Annotated in this window: 19 protein-coding genes and 6 tRNA genes; 17 read left to right on the top strand and 8 right to left on the bottom strand. The window is 33.4% G+C overall.

Going from position 1 to position 17,411, the window contains the following annotated elements; all coding sequences use genetic code 11:
• The first annotated feature begins 14 nt into the window (after window positions 1-14).
• The 6 genes from F0460_RS03095 (at window position 15) to F0460_RS03070 (ending at window position 563) form a co-directional block, all read left to right on the top strand.
• Window positions 15-87, top strand: a tRNA-Lys gene (locus F0460_RS03095).
• An 8-nt stretch (window positions 88-95) separates the two neighbouring features.
• Window positions 96-179, top strand: a tRNA-Gln gene (locus F0460_RS03090).
• A 23-nt stretch (window positions 180-202) separates the two neighbouring features.
• Window positions 203-275 (top strand) — tRNA-Lys (locus tag F0460_RS03085).
• A gap of 15 nt (window positions 276-290) precedes the next feature.
• Window positions 291-374 (top strand) — tRNA-Ser (locus F0460_RS03080).
• A 15-nt stretch (window positions 375-389) separates the two neighbouring features.
• A tRNA-Pro gene (locus tag F0460_RS03075) sits at window positions 390-464 on the top strand.
• Between the two features lie 25 nt (window positions 465-489).
• Window positions 490-563: transfer RNA gene (locus F0460_RS03070), tRNA-Arg, on the top strand.
• 141 nt (window positions 564-704) lie between these two features.
• Here F0460_RS03070 and F0460_RS03065 read toward each other — a convergent pair.
• The 5 genes from F0460_RS03065 to F0460_RS03045 are packed head-to-tail and all read right to left on the bottom strand — an operon-like array spanning window position 705 to window position 4,314.
• Window positions 705-1,856 carry a redoxin domain-containing protein gene (locus tag F0460_RS03065; protein WP_150010160.1) on the bottom strand — a complete coding sequence of 384 codons (1,152 nt, stop codon included), beginning with the start codon at window positions 1,854-1,856 and terminating at the stop codon, window positions 705-707.
• Between the two features lie 60 nt (window positions 1,857-1,916).
• Window positions 1,917-2,291, bottom strand: a complete 375-nt coding sequence (locus F0460_RS03060) for a DUF423 domain-containing protein (RefSeq protein WP_150010158.1) — start codon at window positions 2,289-2,291, stop codon at window positions 1,917-1,919.
• A 2-nt stretch (window positions 2,292-2,293) separates the two neighbouring features.
• Complete coding sequence (locus F0460_RS03055; protein WP_150010156.1) at window positions 2,294-3,223, bottom strand: transglutaminase domain-containing protein; 930 nt, start codon at window positions 3,221-3,223, stop codon at window positions 2,294-2,296.
• 9 nt (window positions 3,224-3,232) lie between these two features.
• The gene (locus F0460_RS03050; protein WP_150010154.1) at window positions 3,233-4,078 is read right to left on the bottom strand and encodes a substrate-binding domain-containing protein; all 846 of its coding nucleotides are present in this window, start codon (window positions 4,076-4,078) and stop codon (window positions 3,233-3,235) included.
• A gap of 32 nt (window positions 4,079-4,110) precedes the next feature.
• Window positions 4,111-4,314 (bottom strand): hypothetical protein, encoded by a 204-nt coding sequence (locus tag F0460_RS03045; RefSeq protein WP_150010152.1) that lies wholly within the window; start codon window positions 4,312-4,314, stop codon window positions 4,111-4,113.
• A 79-nt stretch (window positions 4,315-4,393) separates the two neighbouring features.
• On the opposite strand from F0460_RS03045, the gene F0460_RS03040 reads away from it, so the two are divergent.
• The 3 genes from F0460_RS03040 to F0460_RS03030 all read left to right on the top strand — a co-directional run bounded on the left by F0460_RS03040 (window position 4,394) and on the right by F0460_RS03030 (window position 7,283).
• The gene (locus F0460_RS03040) at window positions 4,394-4,744 is read left to right on the top strand and encodes a translation initiation factor (protein WP_150010150.1); all 351 of its coding nucleotides are present in this window, start codon (window positions 4,394-4,396) and stop codon (window positions 4,742-4,744) included.
• Window position 4,745: 1 nt separating this feature from the next.
• Window positions 4,746-5,618 carry a nucleoside phosphorylase gene (locus F0460_RS03035; RefSeq protein WP_150010148.1) on the top strand — a complete coding sequence of 291 codons (873 nt, stop codon included), beginning with the start codon at window positions 4,746-4,748 and terminating at the stop codon, window positions 5,616-5,618.
• A gap of 162 nt (window positions 5,619-5,780) precedes the next feature.
• Window positions 5,781-7,283, top strand: a complete 1,503-nt coding sequence (locus tag F0460_RS03030; protein WP_150010146.1) for a succinate CoA transferase — start codon at window positions 5,781-5,783, stop codon at window positions 7,281-7,283.
• A gap of 16 nt (window positions 7,284-7,299) precedes the next feature.
• Here F0460_RS03030 and F0460_RS03025 read toward each other — a convergent pair whose 3' ends face one another.
• Together F0460_RS03025 and F0460_RS03020 are read right to left on the bottom strand one after the other, a co-directional pair.
• On the bottom strand, window positions 7,300-7,533 hold the full coding sequence (locus tag F0460_RS03025) for a hypothetical protein (protein WP_124898520.1): 234 nt from the start codon (window positions 7,531-7,533) through the stop codon (window positions 7,300-7,302).
• Window positions 7,534-7,536: 3 nt separating this feature from the next.
• Entirely contained in the window at window positions 7,537-8,919 is a 1,383-nt protein-coding gene (locus F0460_RS03020) for an MATE family efflux transporter (protein WP_150010144.1), read from the bottom strand.
• Between the two features lie 81 nt (window positions 8,920-9,000).
• Between F0460_RS03020 and F0460_RS03015 the strand changes: the two genes are divergently transcribed.
• From F0460_RS03015 to F0460_RS02980, 8 genes are all read left to right on the top strand, one after another.
• On the top strand, window positions 9,001-9,486 hold the full coding sequence (locus F0460_RS03015; protein ID WP_150010142.1) for a hypothetical protein: 486 nt from the start codon (window positions 9,001-9,003) through the stop codon (window positions 9,484-9,486).
• Window positions 9,487-9,507: 21 nt separating this feature from the next.
• Complete coding sequence (locus F0460_RS03010) at window positions 9,508-9,960, top strand: META domain-containing protein (protein ID WP_150010140.1); 453 nt, start codon at window positions 9,508-9,510, stop codon at window positions 9,958-9,960.
• Between the two features lie 156 nt (window positions 9,961-10,116).
• On the top strand, window positions 10,117-10,641 hold the full coding sequence (locus F0460_RS03005; protein WP_150010138.1) for a PH domain-containing protein: 525 nt from the start codon (window positions 10,117-10,119) through the stop codon (window positions 10,639-10,641).
• A complete protein-coding gene (locus F0460_RS03000) occupies window positions 10,619-12,130 on the top strand; it encodes a PH domain-containing protein (protein WP_150010137.1) in 1,512 nt (503 codons plus the stop codon). The genes F0460_RS03005 and F0460_RS03000 overlap by 23 nt, the downstream gene beginning before the upstream one ends.
• Complete coding sequence (locus F0460_RS02995; RefSeq protein WP_150010135.1) at window positions 12,121-12,915, top strand: alpha/beta fold hydrolase; 795 nt, start codon at window positions 12,121-12,123, stop codon at window positions 12,913-12,915. Before F0460_RS03000 ends, F0460_RS02995 begins: the two co-directional genes overlap by 10 nt.
• Window positions 12,899-13,804, top strand: a complete 906-nt coding sequence (locus tag F0460_RS02990) for a 1,4-dihydroxy-2-naphthoate polyprenyltransferase (protein WP_150010133.1) — start codon at window positions 12,899-12,901, stop codon at window positions 13,802-13,804. The genes F0460_RS02995 and F0460_RS02990 overlap by 17 nt, the downstream gene beginning before the upstream one ends.
• 4 nt (window positions 13,805-13,808) lie before the next feature.
• Window positions 13,809-14,486: a metal-dependent hydrolase gene (locus F0460_RS02985; RefSeq protein ID WP_150010132.1), complete on the top strand. Its 678-nt coding sequence runs from the start codon at window positions 13,809-13,811 to the stop codon at window positions 14,484-14,486.
• Window positions 14,487-14,540: 54 nt separating this feature from the next.
• The gene (locus tag F0460_RS02980) at window positions 14,541-15,596 is read left to right on the top strand and encodes an o-succinylbenzoate synthase (protein WP_150010130.1); all 1,056 of its coding nucleotides are present in this window, start codon (window positions 14,541-14,543) and stop codon (window positions 15,594-15,596) included.
• On the opposite strand, the gene F0460_RS02975 is transcribed toward F0460_RS02980, so the two are convergent.
• Window positions 15,593-17,410, bottom strand: a complete 1,818-nt coding sequence (locus tag F0460_RS02975) for a hypothetical protein (RefSeq protein WP_150010128.1) — start codon at window positions 17,408-17,410, stop codon at window positions 15,593-15,595. The two genes, F0460_RS02980 and F0460_RS02975, sit on opposite strands and share 4 nt — an antisense overlap.
• Window position 17,411: the final 1 nt, after the last annotated feature.

Below are 17,411 nucleotides of genomic sequence, written 5' to 3'. Positions count from 1 at the left end.
ACTATTAAAATTTAGACTCGATAGCTCAGTTGGTAGAGCACAACACTTTTAATGTTGGGGTCCTGGGTTCGAGCCCCAGTCGGGTCACATAGTAAGGCTGTGTGGAGGAATTGGTAGACTCGCCCATCTTGAGAGGGCGGTGCCATCAATACGTGTCAGTTCGAATCTGATCACAGTCACTTTTTAAAATATTGATATTATTGACTCGATAGCTCAGTTGGTAGAGCACAACACTTTTAATGTTGGGGTCCTGGGTTCGAGCCCCAGTCGGGTCACAAATTATAAAATCAGGAGAGGTGCCGGAGTGGTAACGGAGCAGATTGCTAATCTGTCGACGGGTAACTGTCGCCAGGGTTCGAATCCCTGTCTCTCCGCTTTTTATAGTTTATCGGGGTGTAGCGTAGCCCGGTTATCGCGCCTGCTTTGGGAGCAGGAGGCCGCAGGTTCGAATCCTGCCACCCCGACAAATTAAACCTTGTGTTTAGGTTCGGCCCAATAGCTCAGCTGGATAGAGCAACTGCCTTCTAAGCAGTAGGTCTCAGGTTCGAATCCTGATTGGGTCACATAAAAAAATCGTACTTTTTAAGTACGATTTTTTTTGTTTTATAAGTTGGTTGTTTATCAGATTGTTGTCAATTGAAAATATTATAAACGTAAAAAGTCGGTAACAATGTACCGACTTTTTTATGAATTTTCAAGAAATATTACTTTAAAAGTTCTGCAATTTTAGCATCTAATTCTGCACCTTTTAAATCTTTTGCTACAATTGTTCCTTTAGCATCTAAAATAAACGTTGCAGGAATAGCTTCTACAGCATACTCTTTTGCAATTGCATCGTCCCAGAATTTTAAGTTTGATATTTGCAACCAATCTAATTTATCATCAGCGATTGCTTTTACCCAAGCTTCTTTTTCTTTATCTAAAGAAACACCTACAATTTTTAAGCCTTGTGCTTTGTATTTGTTGTAAAGTGCTACTACATTAGGGTTTTCTTGACGACATGGACCACACCATGACGCCCAAAAATCGATAATTGTTGCTTTTGAACCTAAATTTTTGTGTAAAGACTCTGCTTTTCCATCAGGAGTGTTAGCTGTAAAGTCTGGAGCTTTTTGTCCTATCGCGACTTTATTTTTTTTTTCCTGACTTTCTTTCTGTGTAGTTTCTATTTTCTTAAGGTTTTCAGCAAATTCTTTACCTTTTTTAGTATCCTTTACAGAAGCGTCTAAATCGTTGTAATATTTTTTAATTTCATCAGGCGTTAATGCATCAGACATTGCCAATTGCGTTAACAATAATAACGAAACGTAAGAATCTTTATTAGTTGTAATGAATTTTTTGTTTTGGTCAACATATTTCTCTTGGATTTTTGTGATTTGATCCATTAAAGATTTCATTGTTGCCTGATCTCCTTTTTGTTGCGCTTCCATGAACTTTGCCTGGTTTTGCTTTTGGAAATCCATTATTTCTGTTTGAATTTTAAATGCTTCATCGTTGTATGAAGTCATTAAATCATTATTCTTTGTACCGTTAACTTTTACTTCTTGTGGTTTCGCTTTATCGAAAGTAAATTTAATTTCACCTTTTTCCATAATAAAAGGGAAAGCAAATTCTTGTGTTTTACCTAATTCAATAAAATAAATGTCGGTTTCTAGTGCTTTTTCATTTTTGAAAGTAAACGTACCGCCTTTAACATCAGTAGAATCTATTTTGGTAAATCCGTTTTCATCTTGTTTATTGATATAAACTTTAGTTCCATCTTCAAAACCTTTTACTTCACCCTTAATAGTATATCCGTCTTTGTTACAAGAAACTAAAACTGCTGCAGTAAAAGCAAGTGCAAATAATTTTTTCATTTAAAATAGTTAATTTAATTTGGTGTAAATGTATAAAATTTAATGTTAAAAAAAATAAAATTAATTTATAGAGTTTAAAATTAGTACAACCCAGCCTAAAAGCAGTAATAATCCGCCTATTGGAGTAATTGGACCTAATATTTTTAACTTTTTATTGAGTGCGCTGCTAATGCAAAGACCGTAAATACTGAAACTGAACAGCAGTATTCCGAAAGTTAGCGAATAAAACAGCAGGTTTTCATAGCTGGTAATGTATTGCGTATTAAAACCAATGATTACCAAAAGCAGTGCGTGATACATTTGATATTTTACGCCGGTTTCGAAATTTTTAAGCTGATCTTCGCTAAAAATCTTTTTAAGTGCGTGGGCACCAAAGGCTCCGAAAATAATTCCTAGAGCTCCAAAAACAGCTCCTGTAGTTATAAAAATATTCATAATTAATTCAAGGTTAATTCTCCTAAAATTTCTTCAGACATAAAAGGTCCGCCCGGATATTTTGCCGTATAATCTAAATTCAACCACACTTGTCCGCGTTCATCTATGTGATAATGTATCGTTTTTCCTTTTGATTCCTTCACAAACAAAACCTCTTTAATTAAATAAATCACATTTTCTAAATCGGCTTTTGTACCAATAAGCATTTCTGGATACATGTGTTCTTTTGTATGGATCAATCTCGGAGTTCCGCCAATTGCACGGACTGATGCTGCCATTAATATAGAATGATCGTCGCAATCGCCTGAAAAATGCTGTAAAGATTCTGATGCAGTTGCAATATACTCGCGGTTTTTAGGATCGTTTACATAGTTCCATTTATCTTGGATTTCCTTAAAAATAGCAAAACACTGAATTATTTGTCGGTATTCTTTGTATCCTTTGATATTTCGAAAATGTTTTGCAGTAGCACCAACGGCAAAGTTTCGAACCTTTGGATTATCGTACTCAATCGCTTTTATAATTTTTGATTTGTTTGGAAAAGGCAAAAGTTTCGATACAATAATATCCTGCGGATTCGGGTTGTCGCTCATGGCATAAATCATGGAACGATAATCTTCAAAAACCGATTTAAATCCGTAACCTGTTGATAATGTTCCAAACAAAAGCACCAATACATATATGATTATCGCAAAAAACAGAAATCGTTTTATATAATGTAGAACGTAAGTTACAATTGTAGTAATTACCAGGAAAAGCAAAATACGGTCTAAATGTGCAGGCCATTCCGGATCTATTAAATTCTGATGCAGAATAATAAAAACAGGAATTAACGTTAAAAGCGTTAAAAGCAAAATTATAATAGTATCCCAAGGCTTAGGCAGGCTAAGCTTATTTAAGGTACGCAATAATTTTACATTTGATATTTTCATTAAGTACTTTTAAACAACAACTTCGGAATATTTTAAAGGCTGATTTATTATTTTAAATTTTATTAAATCGGAAATAATTTGGTTAAACTGCGTTTCGGTTGGTTTTTTTTGCGACCATTTGGTTATTTGTAACCATTGCTGAATATCTTCTAATTTTTGATTGAAACCGCTTGCCAATGTTCGGTCGATACTCGGAATCATTTTAAATTCGGCTGTTGTTTGATTGATGATATCCAATAAATTATCAACCATTGCTTTATTTTCCTGATAAAATTCTTTGCGGGCAACAATCATAAAACACGGCCAAGGCGTAGGACAAACACCAACTCGTCTAAAAATTCCTTTGTCAACAATAGGCTGCGTCATAAATCTGTCCCACATAAAATAATCTCCTTTGTTGGCAGATAAAGCATCAACCGCACCATCTAACGTATTTACGATTTCGAATTTTATCGAATCAAAATCCCAATTCTGATTGGCTGCATTTACATACATCATTAATTCAGAACCCGAACCATAACGCGATATAGCAGCTGTTTTTCCAAATAAATCACCAACCGTTTTATAACTGCTTTCGGCATTTACGTGAATTCCCCATTGCAAAGGCGACTGTACAAATGTTTGCAGAATAACCGATTCGTTTCCGTTGGCAATATCCTTTAAAATACCTTCGGTTAAAATAACGGCTAAATCGGTCTGGTTCGTACGTAATAATTCGCACATTTTACCGGTTCCTTCAGGTACATCAGTCCAATCAACATCAATACCAACTTCATTAAACATTCCTTCATCAATAGTTAACTGCCAAGGAAAATTAAAATGTTCGGGCACGCCAACAATTCTAACGGTTTTCATAAACGGTTGCAATTTAAAATTAAGTAAATGTACTATTTTAATTTATTATTTAACAGGGTAAACAGGGTTTGATATTTCGATAATTCTACCAATTCCTCATTATCAGTGGTACTGTCTGTTAATTGATCGATTAATTCCTGCGTTTTGGCAATATTTGTCTTTGCAAGCAACGGTTGTTTGTTCGCAATTGCAGTTATAATTTCCTGCGTAAGTTTATGTAGATCAGATATATTCAAAATTGTTAATTTTAATACTACAAAAATAAGCTTTCTGTATAGTTTATGTATATTTGATTATCAAAATTAATAGTTAAAAATGGCAAAAAAAATATCGAGTTTAGAAGATTTAGGCGGATTTGTTTTTTCTACCAACAAGGATTTTGAATTTGATCAGAATTCTGAAATCGAAGAAACGTTAGATCCTAACCAACAGCATCTGGAAGCGCATTTAGATAAGAAGAATCGTGGCGGAAAAGTAGCTACAGTCATTAAAGGTTTTGTTGGATCTGCCGATGATTTAAAGATTTTAGGAAAAGATTTGAAAACTTTGTGCGGGGTTGGCGGAAGTGCGAAAGACGGCGAAATTATCATTCAAGGAAATTTTCGCGATAAAATAATGGATTACCTTAAAAACAAAGGCTATAAAGTAAAACGAGTAGGAGGTTGATATGGAAAAAATTAAAGATTCGGAACTTATTTTAAACCCAGACGGAAGCGTTTATCATTTGAATTTGAAACCCGAAAATATTGCTAACGACATTATTTTTGTAGGCGATCAGGATCGAGTAGAATCCATAACGAAATATTTCGATTCGGTTGAATTTTCTACACATAAACGGGAATTCAAAACACAAACGGGAACTTATAAAGGAAAACGGTTAACCGTGATTTCCACAGGAATTGGTCCTGATAATATTGATATTGTTCTGAACGAATTAGATGCTTTGGTAAATATAGATTTTACAACAAAAACGGTAAAACCTAACTTGACTAGTTTAAATATTGTTCGTGTGGGAACATCGGGTTCGTTGCAAGCAGATATTCCTGTCGATTCTTTATTGATGTCGGCTTTCGCTATTGGTACCGATAATATGTTGCGAAGTTATAGTTTGGCAGATGTTACCAATCAATCAATAGAAAAAGCGTTTGTAGCCCACACTAATTGGGATTTAAGCAAAGGTTTGCCTTATGTTGTTTCTGCTGATAATGATTTGGTTAAAAAGTTTAAATCTGATACCGTTTTTGAAGGAATTACGGTTACAGCCGGCGGATTTTACGGCGCACAAGGCAGAGTTTTACGCTTAAAATTAAACGACGAATTATTAAACGATAAAATAGATTCGTTTGAATTTGATGGTTTAAAAGCCACCAATTTAGAAATGGAAACCGCTGCAATTTACGGCTTATCCAAATTATTAGGTCATAAAGCACTATCGTTAAATGCGATTGTTGCCAACCGAAAAAATGGAACTTTTAGCGCTGATCCCTACAAAACTATCGATGAATTGATACGTTTTGCATTAAATAAAATTATTGAATAGATTTTTTTTACCAAATCTTATTTTGTGAATAAAAATTATATCTTAAAATTTTAATTAATTCCTTAAAAATAACCGCTGTTTTTAAAATGTTTATTGATTAAAGCTTTGTTGTTTGTGTATTCGCTAACTTTGTAAGTTGTATGCAACAATAATTTTTTAATTATGGACAGGATATTATATACACATTATAACGATAAAGTAATGGCTGCAGATAAAGCAGTTTTGTTGATTGAGAATAACGATGTAGTAGGGGCAAGCGGTTTTACAAAGGCAGGCGACAGTAAATCTGTTTTGCCTGCATTTGCAAAGCGCGCCGCAACCGAAGATGTTGCTATTACACTGATTACCGGAGCATCTTTAGGTTATACAACAGACGCTGATTTGGCAGAAAACAACGCTTTGTTACGCAGAATGCCTTTTATGGCAGATCCGGCTTTGCGAAAATCAATTAACGATTACCGTTTAAAATACATCGACCAGCATTTAAGTGAAACGGTTGAACAGTTAATCTGCGGACATATTGCTCCGGTTGATGTTGCTATTATCGAAGCTTCTTTGATCGATGAAAACGGAAATATTATTCCTACAACTTCTATTGGTAATTCGGCGTTTTTTGCTGCGCAGGCTAAAAAGATCATTATAGAAATCAACACAAAAATTCCGTTGTCTTTTAAAGGAATACATGATTGTTCGGTTCCAAATTCGTATCCTGATCGTGAGGTAATCAATATCCAAAATCCAACAGACCGAATTGGAAAACCTTTCATTGAGATCGATCCTGAAAAAGTAATTGCCGTAGTTTATACCGATATTACCGATCAACCTGCCGTTATTGCCGAACCAGATGTGAAGACAACCGCGATATCAAAGCATCTTTTATACTTTTTTGAAAACGAAGTTAAAAAAGGAAAACTTACTTACAGTTTACTGCCTTTGCAAGCGGGAATTGGTAAAGTGGCGAATTCGGTGTTGATGGGCTTTAAAAATTCTAATTTCAAGAATTTAACCATGTATTCTGAAGTTTTGCAGGATTCTACTTTTGAATTGATCGATTCAGGAAACCTTGATTTTGCTTCGGGATCTTCGATTACTGTTTCAGAAAGTTGTTATGATCGATTGATAACGAATTTTGATGATTATAAAGATAAATTGATTTTGCGTCCACAAAATATTTCGAATGCTCCAGAAGTTGTCCGCCGTTTAGGAATTATCGGGATTAATACAGCGATTGAATTTGATATTTATGGCAACGTGAATTCAACACATATTTCGGGCAGTAAAATGATGAACGGAATTGGCGGATCAGGCGATTTTGCTCGAAATGCTTATTTAAGCATATTTGTTTGTCAGTCGGCATCAAAAGAAAACAATATTTCGCATGTAGTTCCTATGGTTACGCATCACGATCATACCGAACACGATGTTGATATTTTAGTAACAGATCAAGGTTTGGCAGATTTAAGAGGTTTGGCTCCCCGAGAACGCGCCGAAGTGATTATTGAAAACTGCGTGCACCCAGATTTTAAAGAAGAAATTCGAGATTACTTTCAACGAGCATGCAATCAAACCGGCGGACAAACACCACACATTTTAGAAGAAGCTTTTAAATTTCACAACCGTTTAAAACAAACAGGAAGTATGCAAAAAATAAAAACACTTGTTTAAGCAAGTGTTTTTATTTTTATTCCTCTTCAGCGAATCGGGTAATTTCTCTTTCGTAAAATTCACCAGCAAGGTCAATTAAACGATCCATTTCTTCTTTTAGTTCTACTTCTTCAGATTCGTCTAATTCTTCTAAAAATTCAATATCTTCTGTTTCTAAATCAATAATAAAACGTGGATATTCTAAATGTATCACAAATAAATTATCTGGAAAATCGGTATTATCGGCTAAAACAAATTTTGGTAAATCCATTGTTTAAATTTTAATGTTATTGTTAATGTATTTTTTTGCCATGAAATTGAAGCGAAGATACGAAAAAATTGCGGCTACCGTTAAACCGCCCAATAATCCGTACCAGATGCCTTCGGCTTTTAAAGGTGTGTACAATGCCAGATAAATACACAACGGAAAACCGATTACCCAATAAGAAATAAAGGTGATAACCATTGGTAAATTTACATCTTGCAAGCCTCTTAAAGCCCCCAAAGCTGTTACTTGAATTCCGTCTGATATCTGAAAAATGGCTGCAATCAACAATAGTTTTCCTGCGATTTCTATTACCTGCTGATTCATTATTAATTGATTCGGATCGTTATTATTCAAAAAAAGCAATGGAATGTAGTTATGGAAAATCATAAAAAACAATGCAAATCCTGAATATAGAATAAAAGTCATTAACATAATTGATTTTGCTACGGTTTCCATTTTAACGTAATCTTTTAAACCTTTTTGGTTTCCTACACGTATCATTCCTGCAACACTTAAGCCCGATGCAAACATAAAAGTCATCGATGCCATTGAAAGCGCAATTTGATTAGCAGCCTGTGCTTCGGTTCCCAACATTCCCGAAATCCAAACAGCACCTGTAAACAAAGCGACTTCGAACAAAGACTGCATAGACGACGGAATACCGATACTTGCAATGTATTTTGATGTTTTTAGATTGATTTCTTTCAACGATAATTTATCCAGATAAGGTTTAAAAATATCCAAACGATACATCACCACAATAAAGTAAATAAGCATTACAATACGTGCAATCAACGTTCCGTAAGCAGCGCCCATCATACCCATTTCGGGGAAAATCCACACACCATAAATTAACAGATAATTAAAAAGTAGGTTCACCGCATTTGCAATTATGGTTGCGTACATAGAATATTTTGTCTGCGATTTTCCGTCGGCAAACTGCTTAAATCCCTGATAAATAACCAACGGAATCAGCGAAAGTGCCACCACGTCTAAAAACGGTTTTGCCATTTGTGTAACATCTGCAGGCTGATTCATTAAATCGATAAATGGTTTTAAGAAGAACAGCAATGCGAACAATATCAAACCTAAAAGCGTACACAAAAATACACCGTTTATAAAAATATTTCTACCTTTAACTGTATCATTTTCAGTGTCTGAAGCAGCTACCAATGGAGTTATTGCTGTGGAAAATCCTACACCGACAGATAATGCTATGAATATAAAACTGTTGGCAAGCGATGCTGCAGCCAATTCTGTAGCACTAATTTTCCCAACCATAATGTTATCTACAATTCCTACCACGGTATGCCCTAGCATTGCTAGAATAATCGGATATGCCAGTTTAAAATTATAACCGAATTCTTGGGTATATTTTTTAAGATCCATCAAATTTTTTTGCAAAGATATTTATATAAAATCAGGAATGGCACAACAGTTGAATAGATCTTCCTAAAAAAGATATAAATTATGAAAAAGATTTTTTATACCGCTGTTGCAACTTTATTTGTAGGTTCGGCAGCATTTAGTCAAACTGAATACAACAAAGGGTTTAGATTAGGTTTTGGTTTGAATGGTGGATTTCCTACAGATGGTGCTTATGACGGAAGTGTTGGAATTGATGCTCGTGCACAGTATGATTTTACCAAAAAAACCTCGATTACCTTAACATCGGGTTATACACATATGTTTGCTGAACAAGAGGAAGTAGGTTTTGTACCTGCGAAATTAGGTTTTAAATATTTCCTTGGAAATCAGTTTTATGTAATGGGGGAAGCTGGTGCTGCATTTGGAGTTAGTGGAAATATCGATAATTCTTTAATTTTAGCTCCTGTTTTCGGGTTTGCCAATAAATTTTTAGATGCCAGTGTACGCTACGAACATTATAGCGAGTACGAAACCGATCAAATTGCGCTTCGTTTAGCTTATGGTTTCAGTTTAAAGAAGAAAAAATAGTATATTTGAAATAAAAATCAAATGAGAAAATTTTTAGCAATAGCAGTAATAGCCATTTTTAATTTGGGAATTATGTCGTGTGTTTCACAAAATTCGTTCGATTCTAAAAAAGCTACTTCAGAAAAAATCAAGACAACGCTTAATAACACATCGTGGTCGTTAAAGCGTTTGGATATTCAGAACAGAGATTTTGTTGCTACCGAAGAGCAAAAGGAATTGGTTTTATCTTTTCAAGATGCTAATTACGGAGCAAGCGATGGCTGTAACGGACAAGGTGGTGAATTTAACGTAGCTGATAACAAAGTAAGTTTCGATAAAGGAATGTCAACCATGCGTTATTGTGGCGAAGAAATGAAACATTTAATTTATAGTGTTCCTTTTGGCAGTGTAAAATCAATTCAGATTAAAAAAGATCAATTACAATTATTTGATGCAGATAATAAAGTAATCGCAACGTATATTAAAAAGAAATAATATTTTTCTGATTAAAAATTAAAGGAGTTCAGTGTGATATTGAGCTCCTTTTTTATGTTATAATATGAACCATCTTAAATAGAATACACTTAATTTTTATTAACTTTACCATCATTACTTTAAAGAAATTAATGTTCTATAAATAACTTAAAACTTATGTTCGAAAATACTTTAGTTGAACTTGATGAAATTCCACAATATCAGGAAATTACGTTTTCAGGTTTACATAATAATTATAAAAAAATAGTGGTGCTTAATTCGCTGATTACTTTGCTATTAGGTGTTGGAATTTGCATTGTATTATTCTTCTTGATTGATGAAATTGAAAAATTATTTGCAATTATTTCAATCCTTGTAATTAGTGCTTTATTGGCTTTGTTGCCGTTAATATCTTACAAAAAAAAGAAATATGCTTTTCGCAAACACGATGTACTTTTTAAGAAAGGATTAATTTTTAAAACAACACATATTTCGCCTTACATTCGTTTGCAGCATGTTGTGATAAAACAAGGTTGGTATGCTAAAAAGTTAGGTTTGGCAACGTTGGTAATGTACACGGCAGCAAATAATTTCTCGGATATTTCTATTCCGGGACTTACTTTGGAAGAAGCCGAAAGATGGAAATTTTTTTTAATGAACCGTATTCAAGAGTTAAACGATGAGTCAGAAAATCAGTTATAACTTTTCGCTTCCAAATAAACTCGACAAAAAAGCACTTTTTTTAGTTTTAGGAACCACATTGTACACAGTTGCTCGTGCTGCATGGCCAATAATTGCCCTAATGTTCGTAAAGCGCGAATTTAAAAGCTGGTACTTTTTCGCAGTTATTGGGGTGATTATTCTGACAACTTTTGTAACAAAATTGATCAATTACTTCTACTTTTCGTATCAGGTTGTTGACGATGAACTAATCATAAAAAAAGGTTGGTTAAACAAATCTACAACAGTTGTAAAGCTCGATAAAATCCACGAAGTAAACTTAAACCAGAAGTTTGTACATAAAATTATCGGACTTTATCTGGTGAATATTGATACTGCCGGAAGCTCATCTACCGAAATTGAAATCAACGGAATTGATTTTCAAAAGGCTTTGGCATTGAAAGACGTGCTGACTTCTTCGGTTGAAATAAATCCTGAATCAAGAACTATTTCATCAGAAGAAAATGATGAAGCGATTATTGAAGATCAATCTGCTGATAAAATCAAGATAAGTTTGATCAGTCTGATAAAAATCGGATTGACTCGAAATTACCTACAGACATTTGGTTTGTTGATTGCTTTTTCGTTTCAGATAATTGACCAATTGCAGGATTTTTTCTATAAAGATGACGCGTCTGTTTACGATGATATTTTTGAAGCATCGTACGATGAATATTTAGGTTTGGTTGGTGTTGTCCTGTTTTTTGGATTGATAGCTGTAGTAGTTATTTTCAATTTGGCAAGAACGTTGTTAACCTATTACAATTATCAGATTAATTTAAAAGACAAGCACCTTACGGCTTCTTATGGCTTAACAGATTCGCATATTATTTCGGTTCCTGCAAATAAAGTACAGATGTTTCAGTTTCAGCAAAATTACTTTCAAAAGCTGATGAATTTGTTCGAAGTTAAAATCAAACAAGTCGAATCAAACGAAGATAATAAAAAGAAAAAAGGATTAATTATTCCGGGCGTTAATCATTTGGAATTAAATACGTTGTTTAATGTTATTTTTAGTAATAATTTAATCGATTTAAAGAACGGATACAAACCTCATATTCGTGTTTTAGCAATTAAAATAGCGATACTTTGTATACCTGCAATCATTAGTTTAATTATACTATATTTTACCGATTCTTTACTTTTTAGTTGGATTATTTTACCTTTTTTTAGTTTGGGATGTCTGCTGATTTACATGGGATACAAAAACGAAAAAATGGTTTTTAAAGATGATTTCGTTATCCTTAAAAGCGGAATTTGGGACATAACTACCACTTATCTTCCAATCGATAAAATTCAAAAAGTTTCCATTTCTCAAAGTTATTTTCAAGAGAAAAGACAAATAGGTTCGTTAAATTTGTACACCGCTGCCGGTATTATTACCTTGTATTATTACGATTTTAATATGCTGCAGCGAATGGTTAACGAAATTCTTTACAAAATAGAAAAAAACAAACATTCATGGATGTAATACGTTCGCACGAACAAACTGTTTTTATACAAACATCGAACATATATTTTAAAAAGTGGGAAGTAGAAAACCCGCGAAATACCATTGTTTTATTGCACGATTCGTTAGGTTGTACCGTTTTATGGCGCGAATGGCCCGAAGAATTGGCAAAGAAATTAAACTGTAATGTGATTGCTTATGATCGACGTGGTTACGGAAAATCAGACAATTATACCGTTAAAAGACCTATTGATTATTTAGAGCAGGAAGCTGCTATTTTAAAGGATCTTTTAAATTATTGGCAGGTTGAAAAACCAATTTTGTTCGGATTTTCAGACGGAGCTTCAGTCGCTACCATTTTTGCAGGAATGTTTCCAAATGATCTGGAATTACTGATTATTGAAGGTGTTCATGTATTGATTGAAGCCGAAACATTGAAAGGAATTGTAGAAACCGAAAATATTTTGGAAACAACTCAAATTGCTAAAGCATTACAAAAATATCATGGCGATAAAGTTTACGATTTATACTACGCTTGGACAAAAACTTGGCTTTCAGATGAACATCAAACTTGGAATATTGAACATTTTATTCCAAAAATCACAGTTCCTACATTAGTTATTCAAGGCGAATTTGATGAATTTGGATCTATGAATCAAGTAAATGCCTTTGATAAATCATCTGGAATTGTCGAAAAATTAATTGTTACCAATGCAAAGCATACCGCTCACAAAGAACAAAAAGAACTGGTTTTTTCAACAATAACTCAATTTGTAAATACACATCTGCATGAAAAAATGGATTAAAGCCGCGCGTTTACGCACTTTGCCGTTATCTGTTTCGGGCATTATTTTAGGTAGTGCTTGTGCGTATCAGGCAGTTCCGTCACACTCAAAATTCTGGCTTATTTTCGGCTTGTGTTTACTTACAACCTTGTTTTTTCAGGTGCTTTCTAATTACGCAAACGATTATGGCGATGCTGTTAAAGGAACCGATAACGAAAACAGGGTAGGACCACAACGTGCCATTCAAAGCGGTGAAATTACCAAAGCAGCAATGAAAAAGGCAATCATTATCACATCTATTTTAGGAATGATTTCTTCGGTTGCAGTTGTTTATTTTTCGTTTGGAAAAGAAAATTTTATTCAGGCGGTTATTTATCTTGTGTTGGCAGTTGCCTGTATTAGTGCGGCAATTAAATACACGGTTGGTTCATCGGCTTACGGATACCGTGGCTTGGGCGATGTTTTTGTTTTTGTGTTTTTTGGTTTGGTAAGCACTTTGGGCAGTTATTATTTATACACGCATTCGTTAGATTTAAAAGTGTTTTTTCCTGCATTTGCGGTAGGTCTTTTAAGCACAGCTGTACTGAATATGAACAACATGCGCGATATTGAAAACGATGCTGCCATGAATAAAAATACCTTGGTGGTAAAAATGGGGTATCAAAAAGCAAAAACGTATCACTTTTTTCTGATCATTGCATCAATCATCTTGTTCAATACGTATGCTATTGGAAATTTTACAAAATGGTATCAGTTTGCGTACGTTTTGGCGTTGATTCCGCTGTTTAAGAATATCGTGGTTGTAGCAAAAACGATAAACCCGCGTGATTTAGATCCTGAGTTAAAACGCATTGCTTTAACCACATTTTTTATATCTTTATTATTCTCAATTGCTATAATTTTAAATTAAAACTATGAAAATAACTTATTACGGACATGCGTCATTAGGAATCGAAGTAAACGGAACAAACATCATTGTAGATCCTTTTATTTCGGCTAACGAACTGGCAAAACATATCGATGTAAATTCTTTAAAAGCCGATTATATCTTAATTACACATGCACATGGCGATCATATTTTAGATGTTGAAACCATTGCAAAAAACACGAGTGCAACTATTGTATCGAACGCAGAAATTGCGGGATATTATGAAGCAAAAGGATTTAAAACGCATCCAATGAATCACGGCGGATCTTGTCAGTTTAATTTTGGAAAGATAAAGTATGTAAATGCGATTCATTCAAGTAGTTTTCCCGACGGAACTTATGGCGGACAACCCGGTGGTTTTGTAATTGAAGCAGATAATAATAATGTTTACATTGCTGGCGATACTGCGTTAACGTATGATATGAAGTTAATTTCTATGCGAAATCCTTTAGATTTGGCGATTTTGCCAATTGGTGATAATTTCACGATGGATGTTGATGATGCTACTATTGCAGCCGAATTTTTAGAAGTTACTACTGTTTTAGGATATCATTACGATACATTCGGATACATAAAAATCGATCATGAAGTAGCAAAACAGAAATTTGCCAATAAACATAAAGAACTGATTTTATTACCTGTTGGTGATTCAATGGAAATCTAAACTAAACCCTGAAATTTTCAGGGTATTTTTTTGAATACTTTTAAAACAATTTCAATGAAAGCAACATTTAAAAAATACATATTAAACTTTAAGCAGGCATCCGGAACATCAAGAGGTATTATGAATACCAAGGAAACTTATTTTCTGATAATTGAAGATAATGGCAAAATTGGAATAGGCGAGTGTGGTTTGTTTAGAGGATTGAGTTATGATAATCGATTGGATTATTCAGACAAATTACAATGGGTGTGTGATCATGTTGATTTAGGGGTTGATGTTCTGTGGAATGAATTAAGAGAATGGCCATCAATCCAATTTGGGCTTGAACAAGCTTTTTTGTCGTTACAAAGTAATAATCCGTTTGTGCTCTTTCCTTCAAGATTTACAGAATGTACAAAAGCAATACCGATTAACGGTCTGGCTTGGATGGGTTCACCCGAATTTATGAAACAGCAAATTACAGATAAGATTTCAAACGGATTTAACTGTATTAAAATTAAAATTGGTGCTATTGATTTTGAAGAAGAATTGAATTTAATTGCCAGTATTAGAAACGATTTTTCGCCTGAAATGATTGAAATTAGGGTTGATGCTAATGGAGGGTTTAATTATAGTGATGCTTTAAATAAAATTAATCAATTATCTGAATATAAAATACATAGTATTGAACAGCCTGTTAAACAAAATCAATATGACAGTATGGCAGAGTTGTGTAAATCAACGTCAATTCCTATTGCATTAGATGAAGAACTTATTGGTGTTGTAAATATACAGGATAAAGAAAATCTATTGCTTAAAATTAAGCCTCAATACATAATTTTAAAACCAAGTTTAGTCGGTGGCTTTAAAGGATCACAAGAATGGATCGATATTGCCGAGAAATTAGGCATTGGTTGGTGGGTAACTTCAGCTTTAGAAAGTAACATTGGATTAAATGCAATTGCACAATGGACGTTTACTTTAGAAAATAATATGCCGCAAGGTTTGGGAACAGGAGGTTTGTTTACAAATAATTTTGAAACTAACTTATATGTAAAAAACGGACATTTGTGGTTTAGTGATCAAATCGAAATAAATCTTGAAAGCATGCTTCATCAAATTGAAAACTAACTGATATTTATCAAAAGGGTTGTTTCCTGGTTTTCTTTAATCAATTCAAATTGAATCGATCTGTCGTTTAAAAATGTAATAAGTTCTTCGTTTAAAGATAGTGATCTGTTGATCCAGATTTTGTAGATGTTTTTCTTTTTTGTTTTATAGATTGATATAAAACAGATGCTGTTTTCCTTATATTTTATTTTGTCGATAAATTTATAGGTAAACAGCATAATGCGCAACAACGTTTTAAACTCTAAATCGCTTAAAATAATGGTGTTATCTGTAAATGTTTCAATTTTAATGAAAGATGCGTACTGTTTTTTAATTTCGTTGATAATGTAAGAAAGATCTACCGTTTTGTAATTTGTAGTAGAAATAATGTGCGAAATACTGCGCGATTCATCCTCAATTTCTTTGATTTTATCCTGAAGTAAGTCCAAATCTGTTTCGTTGCTGTCAAAAAATTGAAGTAAATCGTTAATTTTTAGAATGGCATTTTGATCAATAAGCTGTTTGGTATTGTTGTTTTCTTTTAAAATCGATGCATCCATCTGCTCTTTAATATCAATAAGATACTTGTACATCTGTGTTTTCTCGTTCAGATATTCGCGGTGTTTTCTTGCCAGTTGTCTGGTTTTTACGTTCCGGTAGATGAAATAGTAAAGCACTACCGAAAAAAGCAGTATAAACGTGAAAGCCGTAACATTTAAATTTTGTTTTTGAATTAACTGCTGTTCGGTTTTTAATTTTAAAGTGTTTGAATTTGTTTCGAAAATAAAATCGTGTACATAATTTTTGTAGGTAAGCAGCGAATCGTTAATTTTTATGTAATCGTTGGTATACTCTTTTGTATTAAGCGTGTTTGTAGCAATTAACTGCTGTAAAATCTGATGTTCGTAAATAAAATTATTGGTTTCTCTACTTATGTTTAAGGCTTTTTTAAAGTTCGATGAAACCGAATCGGGAACTGAAATCGACTGATAATATTTTGCCTTAAGATAGTAATAAAGTGCTTCGGATTCTTTTGTAGGAACTGTTTTTAAGTGTGACTGGTATAAATTCAAATCATTGTGAATACTGGCATCATGCAGATATATTTTTGCATAAATCGTGTAGAATAAACTCGTAAAAAACAGATCTTCACTGGTACGATTTTCTTTTAAAAGTTCATTGATTCTTTTTGTAGAACGTTTAATGATTTTATCATAATTCGATTTTCTTATCAGATACTTGTTTAATTCGCCCGTTAGATAATTTTCTACCAAAGTTCCTCTTCTAATGGTATTTTCCAGCTCGCCATCGATATTCATCAGGTAGTTTACTTCTTTTTCATATTTTGCAGGATCTTCCTCTTGCAAAATAGGCAGACTAAAAACATCGATATATAATTGTTTTACTTTTTCATTTTCAAGCGGAATATCTTTTAATTTTTCAATTTCAATTTTAGAATGTGCCAATAAATTAACACGATTTGTTAGGGAAATTTTTCTTATTGAATTAAAAAATCTTTTTCGGTCGTTATTTTTAAAATGATCATTTGCGCGCGTTAAATAATAATAAGCACTATCAAACTTATTATTCTTTGCCAAATAATTGCTATACAACTGATGGTTTATGCCTAAAAGAACACTGTCGGTTTCCTGCATATAGAAAGCATGAACCTTATGTAAATTATGCGGATTGACTTCATATTCGCTGTTATAATTTTTCCGCATGGTAATACTGTCAATTTTATAGTTGGCGGAATTATACACTTTTTCTTTACGACAAGCCGTAAGCAGGCAAACCGTAAGAATTAGAAAAGTGTTGCTTATAATTAAACGCATA

The organism is Paenimyroides baculatum, assembly GCF_008629655.1.
Lineage (GTDB): Bacteria > Bacteroidota > Bacteroidia > Flavobacteriales > Flavobacteriaceae > Flavobacterium > Flavobacterium baculatum.
This window is presented reverse-complemented; position numbering and strand designations above follow the sequence as displayed.